The organism is Gilliamella sp. wkB18 (assembly GCF_001690875.1).
GTDB lineage: Bacteria > Pseudomonadota > Gammaproteobacteria > Enterobacterales > Orbaceae > Gilliamella > Gilliamella apicola_A.
The window spans coordinates 1-10,237 of the sequence record NZ_LZHM01000109.1; the positions used below are offsets into that span (position 1 = coordinate 1).

The window sequence follows — 10,237 nt, forward strand, 5'->3', positions numbered from 1 at the left end:
CCGCCGATATCCGTATACTTTTCAAAGAATGGAACTTTTTCATATAACGGACTGTTGCTATCTGAACTAACAACACCATCATTATATTCACCGTAAAGAACCCGAATATTATGGGTGATGCTGTTGCCGTCATGGCTACCTATCGCTAAGTTACGGAAACTGAACTTACCTTCATTATCAGTTGTTGATAACATCGGTTTGCCCGCTTTATCCATAACATGTTTTTCATTGCTATCTAATAAATAGACATTTACTCCCGATAACCCTGGATAGTTAGCCAGCCCTATTAAGCCTGTGCCAGCACTGTCTTCAACTAACTTACCTTCGATAACTCCACCATTGATATAACCAAAGTTTTGGTCAGTTAAATTACCTACTACTTCCACAGTTGCCATATCTACTGTTTGTGGTGTTTTTAACGAGCCATCAGCATTATGATGCGCATCATCCGGGTCAAAACTTGCCGTTAAGGTAGTCGGTACACCACTGACAACGATATTCCACTTACCTGGGATAATATTTTCAACTTCATAGCTGATTTCACCAGCCTCAATTGTGCGAATAACTTGAATCTCAGGGTTCGCTTCATTTGTTAACGTTACTGTCACTACCTCATTAATGCTACTGTCTGTTTCTGCTGTGTAAATGCCATCATCATCTTTATCTAAGTAAATTTTACCGCTGATACCAGCATTACCTTTCCATGCAAAACTTGCCCCTTCAACTTTATCCGTTGCCTGAGCAAATTGATACGTCTCACTCATCTCGTTATCAGTTTGATTTGTTGAAGGAGTAATTGTCGTATCGGTTAACATAAAGCTACTAATATAACTGTTACCTGGGCTTTTCACTTTAACTTGATAATCAATACCATGTGACAAATTTTCAAATCGGTACTGACCTAATCCAGCTACATCACTGCCACTGGTTTTTACCTCAGCAGAATTCACTAGATGTTCATCAACATAAAGCTCAACAGCATAGTTATCATAGATAGTATCAATACCAATATCCTGAGCAACAATGGTTTGACCATCATCAGGATCAACATCAATGACAACCTGCCCACTTATGCTCGCCTGACCTTTCACACCAAAATCTACTTTTGCTTTTGCTGTTGCGCTAAGTTCAATCTCAACGCCACTAGCTACTGACGTGCTAGTACTACCTTGGGTTTCGCCTACATAGCTAAAATCATAGCCTGTCGGTGGTTCAATGCTCACCTGCCATTTACCGGCAGCCATATGCTCAATTTGGTAATGACCATTTGCATCACTAACTGTTGTCAATACAATAGCATTGTTACTTACATTTTTCACACTTACCTTTACATCGGCTAAGGTACCAAAGTAATCTGCGTGGACACCTTTACCTGCATAATCACGATAAATTGTTCCTACTAAACTACCTTGACCTTTATAGCCATAGTCAACATTCGTAACTTGTGCCGTTACGGTAGCAACGTCAACAGCAGTACGCTTATTCGCAGGGTCGTTAGGACTAAAGCTGATTTCATAACCTTGTAATTCGTTTACGTTATCATCAACTTCAACTTCATATTTATCATAAGCAGTTAAGCCCTCAAAGCGGTATTGACCTTTTGCATCGGTTTTAACCTCTATTTGCCCCGAGCCAGCCGCACCTGTCATTTTTAAGCGAACTGGAATATTGACTAGTGGTTGGTCAATATCCATCACTGAGTTTCCGTCTGTTGTATCCATATCAATTACAACACGACCACTGATTTGCGCACTCCCTTTCGCACCGAAGTCTATGCTATAACCAGTTCCTCGGACCAATACTTCCGGTGTTACTTCAACAGTGACCTCACCTGCGCCATTATTGGTTATTGGATTTTGTGAAACAAAGTCAACATAGCTGTATTGCCAGCCTGACGGGTATTTCGTCACGCTAACTTTCCATTTACCTTGCACTAAAGTATCAAAACTATACTTACCAGTACTGTCAGTTTTTACCGTATAGTGGATATCACTATTTGATACACTGACTGCCGTAATTTCCACCTCTGGTAACAACGGATAGTTTGTTGCATCATGTATACCATTACCTAAAATATCTTGATAGACATGACCACTAATACCTAAATTACCTTGATAACCAAAATTTTGTCCAGTTAAGTCAGTATTATCACTACTCACTTTTAGTGTTTCAATTTCGCTTTTACCATTTGGACTAAAGCTCAATTCATAACCATTTAACTTACGCAATGGGTCTGTTACTTTTATTGTGTAGTCATGTTGCGCTAAATTAGCAATATGAAATTCACCTTGACTATTGGTCGATACACTTAAGTAACTCTGGGTTTTATCATCTGCATTACCCAGCACTACGGTTAAACCTTCAACGCCCGTATCTGCAGCAGAAAGATCACCACTGGTATCATTGTCATAAACAATTTTACCACTGATGTTACTTTGACCCCTCATACCTAAATCCAGTTCAATAGTAGTTGCCGTACTCGCATCCACGTTATAGCTAATACCATTGGCACTTTCTTTATTTGGAGTCACTGCTTTTTTAACAAAATAACTGTATATTAAATCAACTCTGGTTGGATGTGATACCGATAAAATCCACTCACCATTAATGATGTTAGGCAATGTAAATTTACCATCGTTATCCACTTTTTCAACACGAGTCAATTTTTTACCATTGATGGTTGCTTCTGCTTTTACTTCTGCACCAACCAATACCGGATTAAAGTCTTGATGACCTTTATCTGCACCAATACCAGCAACATCTAAGTATACGGTACCAGATATCGCACGATTGATTGTATAACCAAACGCTTGGTTTTCAGCTATAGTATCTTTTGAAAAGCTATCGTCTTTCGGACCGCTTACTTTAAATACTGCAGTATTACTTGCCATATCTGGCGTTGTTTTATTTGGGCTAAAGACCAGTTTATAGCCTTTATTAGTAATATCATTGTCATCTAGTACCAACTCATAATCATGTTGGCTTAAACCTGTTACTTCAAAATAACCACTTGCCTTATCAACCGTTATTTCTCTGTCAACAAATTCTGATGTTTGAGTAGCTGAAGTTAACTTCAATTTTGGCGTTATTTCACCTAATCCAATATCATCTGCACTATATTTACCATCATTATCTATATCAAGCACCACATAACCTTTGATAACAGAACTACCACTGTAACCAATCTCTATCCTATTCACATTAGGTTGTTTATCAGAAAGAGTAACAGTTAATGATAAGTCCTTGGCAGTCGCTGCTGTGTTAATGCCACCATTCTCGGTATAGCTTAATTGATAACCACTCCAATCATTCACACTTTGTGAACTGTCAGTGGTAATAACCCAATCACCTAAAGGCAAATTATCCGCAGTGAAGTTACCGTCATTATCGGCCGTCACTTTTTTAACGATTGTGTTGTCATGTTTGTTGGTCAAAATAAGTTTAACACCAGCTAAATTAGCATCTACAGCCGTTTTATTCTGGCTATTGTCCACATCAATACTAATATGACCGCTAACCTCACCGATATATTTATACGCTGTGCTATTTTTTAACTCATTATCTTGCAATGATGAATATGTATAGACATCGCTGTTACCGGTTATTTCGCTATCAGGTATCAGTGCTGTACCTGTTGGGCTACTAACTACAACCTGATAGTTACCATTTTTCGGCAATTTATTAAACAGATACTCACCTGTATTTGAGGTCTGAGTTTGAGACAGCGTAACATATTCCGTTTCATCGGCTGGTTTATATTTTAAGGTTACATTTATGCCACTAATACCTTCATCGCTATCTTGAACTTTATCTCCATTAATATCTACCCAAACGTGACCTCCAATTTGTTGTTTACCTACTACCAGATAGTGGTTATCTGATGAACCGGCTCGAGGTAATTTTTCAATTGGAATAACAATATCTTTTGAATTTGTGCCAGCTTTACTTAATTTAAAGTTATAGTCAGGCAGTGTATCCATTTTCAAAACAACAGAATAGTCGGCTGTATCACCAAATAACAGATTAGAAAATTGATATGTGCCATTAACTGTTTCTTTTGACAGCAATAACTCACCTTTGCCATCTAATCCTTTATGTAACTCAACAGTTGCCTTTATTTTTCTGTCAAGCAAATGGGCATAGGTATTTAAGTTATTTAAATCTTTTAAATTATTGCTATCGTTAAAATCAACGTAAATATTACCTGAAATACCATTTACACTAGCTTCCTTATAATAGAAGTTATTTTTATGTTCACCCTTATTAGCTAATTGGATATCCGATAGCGTATCTAATGGTTGAGTAGTACCTTTACTGTTTCTAATCAGCGAATAACCTTCTGGTGAAGTCACCACATTAATACTGTACTTACCATTCACCAGGTTATAAAAATGGTATTCACCTTCGCTGTTGGTTTTTTGACGGGCAACCATATTCCCATTTGCGTCAATTAAGCCAATAAGAATATCAGCGATAGGTTTTTCCGAATTAGTATCATCGACGACTGCTTTACCAGAAATACCACTATCTTTTGCTTCTGAACTATTGATACCCGCTGATGGGTTAGTGTTTGAATTACCCGCTAACAAAAAGTATCGGTTTTGCTCTGTTCTTGCCACATCGGCAAACATAATTGGTGCCAAACTTGTGTTAGTATTGTTATCTGCGTTAGAGATAACCCCATAACCCTCTGGTAACACCACTTCCACAATATAAGTGGTATTTAAATCAATACCACTAAAGCTATAGTACCCTTTATCATTAGTTTCAACTTGACGGTAAGGCTTAGTATCTGTGACAGCATTTTTATATAATTTAACGCTGACGCCAGGTAAAGCTATATCGCCTGTTTTATCAAAATTAATATCTACACGACCATTATTGTTAATATCAACCATAATATTACCAGTAATGGCTGCATCACCATTCTTCTTATAGATAAAGTCTAAATCGCTACCCGAAACAGACGGCGTTGTTGGAGAGATTTTGATATCGTTGGCTGAATCAGATGAACTCTTCAATTCATAACGACTCTTATCTAGACCTGTATCAGTGACCTTAACGGTATAGGTGTCATCAAATAGATTTTTAAATGTGTATTTTCCCTGTTCATCAGTTTTCGTGTAGCTATAAAGTATACCTTTTCGATATAGTTCAACTTTCACGCCTGAAATTGGCACATCATTTTTATCGGCTTCAAAGATACCATTATCGTCAATGTCATAATAAAGTTGACCACTGATTTGGGTATTATTCTTTAGTTTCAATAACCAATATTGATTAGGTACACCTGAATTATTAGCCATAACTTGCATATATTCCAGACTATTTTTTATATTATCTGGTAAATAGCTTTCTTTAGGTTGACTGCTATTAGCTACTAACTCAAATTGGTTGGTATCAAGTCCTTTTAATTGTAATAACATATTTGTCAAATATAAATTACCACGAGTTGAATTTGCTTTAGTGTAAGCAAAACCTCCGTTTTTTTGCACCTCATTATCAATGAAATCTGGATTTGACAAAATTGAATCAACACTACCAGTAAAGTAACCTGGATAAATCCTTGGTGTAAAAATCCCTTCTACACTCAAAACACCTTTATTATAATTAGTTAATTCATCTTCGGTCAGTATAACAGCCTCACCAATTTTTCCAGATCCAGTAATATCTAAGTAAATTTTACCAGATACACCTTCAGATACACCCGAAGCTGCTAGAGATGCCTGCATGAAATATTGCTCTTTAGTCAAACCATTAGCAAATGTTCCATCCGCTAATACTTCAAAGTCTAACGTACCTTCAGGTGTTACAGGATCCATATCTGCAATATCGATATAATTTCCACCTTTATTGTGAGTTATACGATATTTTCCTTGTGGGAGATTTCTTATTAAAACCGAATTAAAAAAGTTTCCAAGACCTTTTTTCCACTCTTGATACGTACTACCATCCCAATAATAGAATTCAAATTTGCCACTTCCATTTTCAGATGTAGACAATCCTTTAAGTTTCCTATCACCATCTAAATCGTTGACAGGGTACGCGTTGATATCAGCTACACCTTGCATTAAAAAGTTTTTAATTATTGGTGGTCCAAGTTTATCAAATTTGACGATATAAGTTGATTCAAGCCCTTCACTACTATTAGTTACAGCAGTGGTTCCTGAACGTAAAGCTTTAATCATATAATTTACGCCAGCATGAATACCATCTCTACTGCCAATAAATTTAAATTCGCCACTTTTATCTGTAATTTGATGGGCAATATAATTTTTGCCACCAACGATACAATCATCTTCATTACCATCACGACAAAGTAAAACTGTTGCATCGAAAAGAAGTAAATCACGTGTTAAATGCAGCTTATTCTTACCGTCTTCATCATTTGTGTCTAAGTGAACACGGCCACGAATAACATAATCTTGTTGTTTCAGCTTATACCAGAAGTTAGTGTTAGTATTATAAACCTTACCACCACTGATATTTAATTCGATAACTGATAGGTTGTTCTGTACTCCTGTGCCTTGATCATTGTTTTCAAGCTCAACATCATTTGAACCAACATTACTTGGACCACCAAATTCTGGTTTAGCATAAACTTTATATTCACCATCAGTTAAGTTAGTCAGATTATAAAAACCATCACTATTTGTACCAAACTCTGTCATTAAATTGTAATTTCCATTAGGCAGTTTACGATATAACAAAACTCGAGCTGCACTAATTGGAATATCAACATTGGGATCATAATTGCCTGTAGTACCAGGATGACTATTGTTGAGATAGATATAACCTGAAATAGTATTTGGTTTTTCAGGTTTAAAAATTATATTACTATCCTGTGATTTACCTGGTAATATTGTTAATACATAGTCAGTAGTTGAACGATCAATTATTAGTCCATCATTAGTCTCATCTATTTTATAAACATATATTCCTGCACGATCTACCGGTACAGTCATATACCCTATTTTACCATAGTAACCAGGAGTATAATGAGTTCCAACTAATTGTTTTCCTTTAGAATCGATAGCTGGAGTAACGCCATCTTCCTCATAAAAAGACACTTTCATGTAAGGCGAGGCAGTCATTGTTGTTATACCATTAAGCCCCCCTCCCCAACTTGTTTTATTATCAGCGGTAGCTACATGAGCGGCTATCTTAAGTGAACCTAACTTTTCACGTACCTCAGAATACCAAAAGTTTCGATTACTTATTGTATTATTAAGATTGGTAACAATAATTTCTTTACCGGCAATAGTATCTTGTGTACCATTACTTAAAGTAACTCTACCTTTATGGCTGCTCCTTGATTCAGGAGATGTACTAGATGATTTACCATCAGTATCATTGATGAAAACATATTTTTTTAAATCTATGCCTGATTCTTTAAGAACAACTTTATAATCTTTGCCTTTAGCCAAACCTCTAAATTGGTACAACCCATCTTTTTTATTAGATTTTTGAGTTGCTATCTTTTTCCATGTAATTCCATCATGTTGATAAAGTTCTACAGGAGTTTCAAAGCTAATACTCTCTTTCAGAGGTAGGGTATTATAAGTTTTACCAGAATCAGGGCCCCTTGGCATATATTGCTCTGATAAAACAAATATATAACCAGATATACCAGGTAACTTAGTGTCATTTTGGTCTATTTGCAGTAAAAAATCCGGACCACTAGTCAATGCTGTTGTATTTGATATTGTAACTTTTGCTTCCATTTTCCCTACTGGGGTATAAGGTGTAGCAACATTGGTCACTTTAATATCGTAGCTTTCTACAGCTAAATTTTCAAAATGGTATTTACCATTTTCTGCTGTGGTAATGGTTTTTGTACCCAATACTTTGGTTGTAGTGCCCGGATAGTAAAGGTCAACATTCATCCCTATTGCACCCGTATCAACATCAGCACTGTAGATACCATTATTATCCTGATCGATAGCAACTATACCATCAATACCCCATTCATTACGCTCTTTAATATTGAAGACACCTATTTTATTAGCACCATCCATATTAAATGTCATGCTATCAACATAACCATGCGTATTATCCGGTAATGTAGCATCCCATAATGCATATTTTTTTACATTACTTATATCTTCTATAAAAGAATTTACATTGATTACTGCGGTATACGAAATTTCTTTTAACGTATTTTTGATCTCGATCATACCGTTATCTTTAGATGCCATTTCCAATTCACCAGCTACCGCTGAATTGATAAATTTAACCGGAATATTTTTTGCACCGGTTCCTTTATCATCTTTTATCGATAACTGAATGTCACCACCCTCACCTTTTAAAAATAGATTTTTAGATTCACCTGTGTCGGCTATAAGTGTGACTGAATCTTCTACAACCTCATCTTTGTCTGTTTTTGCGACAATCTTATAAGTCGTTAAAGCTGGTGCTTCTAAGATGTATTTTCCTTTTCCATCTGTTTCTGAATTAGAGACTAATTTTCCTTTGTCATCATATAATTCAACCTTCAAACCTATTAATGGCATCTCGGTTTTTGTTGCCGTGTTATCGTAGTCCAAATAGACCGTACCTGATACCGGAAAAGCGTTTGCCGCCGATATCGTCATCAATGATATAAAAGTTGAAGCTAATAAACCTTTTGCACATTTGAACATTGACTTTTGTCCATAGCCGCCTGTTTTCCTGCTACTTTTGGCTTTCATCTCCACTGCTGCATTATGCTCAGTTCGCATTATCTCCTCTCCTGATATGCGTAAATTCTTTTTAACTTGGGGGATAATTTTTCCAATTTCTACACTTTGCCAACTGTCCATTAGAAACTCCCTACTGCATTGATAAACCAACCGTGTGAACGATAGTTCAGGTGTGTTAAGTTGTCGTTATAATCCGTAAAGTTATACCCCACTCCCATTTTAATATTATCGCCAATATTGCGGTAAATACTCGTCACAAAGCCATCTTTATGGTCATCAGCTAAATCGGTACGTAACGTACGACCCTCTACCTGATATTCCCAATCGCCTGTCTTATAATTTAAACGCAGCGCATACAAACTCGCCCCTGATGAGTACCAGTTACTTTCATTTTTATAGCGTAAATGACCTTGCCTATGGGCTGCTTTAAATGCAGTTTCCCAGTTTGCATTCCATTCATAAACCCCTTCTAACGACCACACCCAGCTCTTTTGGTCATACAAACTTGAAGTATAGCGTTTCCCACTCGATGAGGTCGAATTCGCTATCAGCTGATCGTCCGGATCTAACCCGTAAACATAAGTCAGTTTCCCAAATAAATTCAGATTGTTTATTAATTTAGGACGATAAGCAAAACCAATCATTGATTCAGTATAGTTGCTCACCACATCATTCGATGTGTCTTTATTCCCAAAAGTTTTTGCAAAATCAAACTGTGCTAACCAACTTAAGTTTTCACTGACAATCGTTTTCGCCCTATTGGTGGTGACCCATTGTCTTATCCGTTCACTACCTTCATCAATCCGATATTCCAGACGGTTACGAATTTGGAACCAATCATTTTTATAGCCGTAACCAGCCGCATAAACATCACGACGCGTTTCATCATGACCCGATAAACTAGTACGGTCACGATTACGGTTGTTTACACGCCCAACCGAGTAAGAGCCTTCAATAAATTGTGCTTCGGTAGGTTTATAACTGACACCATACACATCTGAAGTAGTATGATCGATTTTGCTAGTTTTGAATTGACGCTCAGAATAAAGCTCCAGCTCACTGGTCGCTTTGGTTCGACCGCCCACTACCGTGGTAATGCCTCGCCCAGAAGTAGAGTCCACATCATTTAACACTTTCGTATACAAATTAGTCTGCTCATTAACATCCCAACCTGCCTGAATACCCCCTCCAGCGCCTCGATTGGATGCAAAAATTTCCGCACCAATATTAATACTGTCGGTAATTTGTGAGTTATAACCAATTGTGGTACGGTTATCATCTGCCACATCGCCCGATTTGGCCACCGTTAATTGCTGAATAATATACCCTTTATCTCGACCATCAAAAAAACTACGCTCCAATTTAGCCGCAATTAATGCTTCATGTGTGGCGTCTTCACCATAGTTGTGGTCATTGCGGTGTTGTAATTCAAACGCTGCTGTATACACATCCCCCAATGCAGTGTAGTACTGCGCTCGAGTAAGTTTTTCAACATAGTTAGCCTTGTCTTTTTCTTGACTGTAACTCAACAACAAACCGTGTTTATCTTGCTCAAA

General features: G+C 37.0%; 2 protein-coding genes. Both read right to left on the minus strand.

The window, feature by feature from the left end:
* Positions 1-8,801 (minus strand): SdrD B-like domain-containing protein (locus A9G48_RS10625; RefSeq protein ID WP_141673002.1); only part of this gene is annotated, 8,801 nt, incomplete at its 3' end.
* A partial coding sequence (locus A9G48_RS11740) for a hypothetical protein (protein WP_176702018.1) occupies positions 8,801-10,237 on the minus strand: 1,437 nt, incomplete at its 5' end. The genes A9G48_RS11740 and A9G48_RS10625, both read right to left, overlap by 1 nt.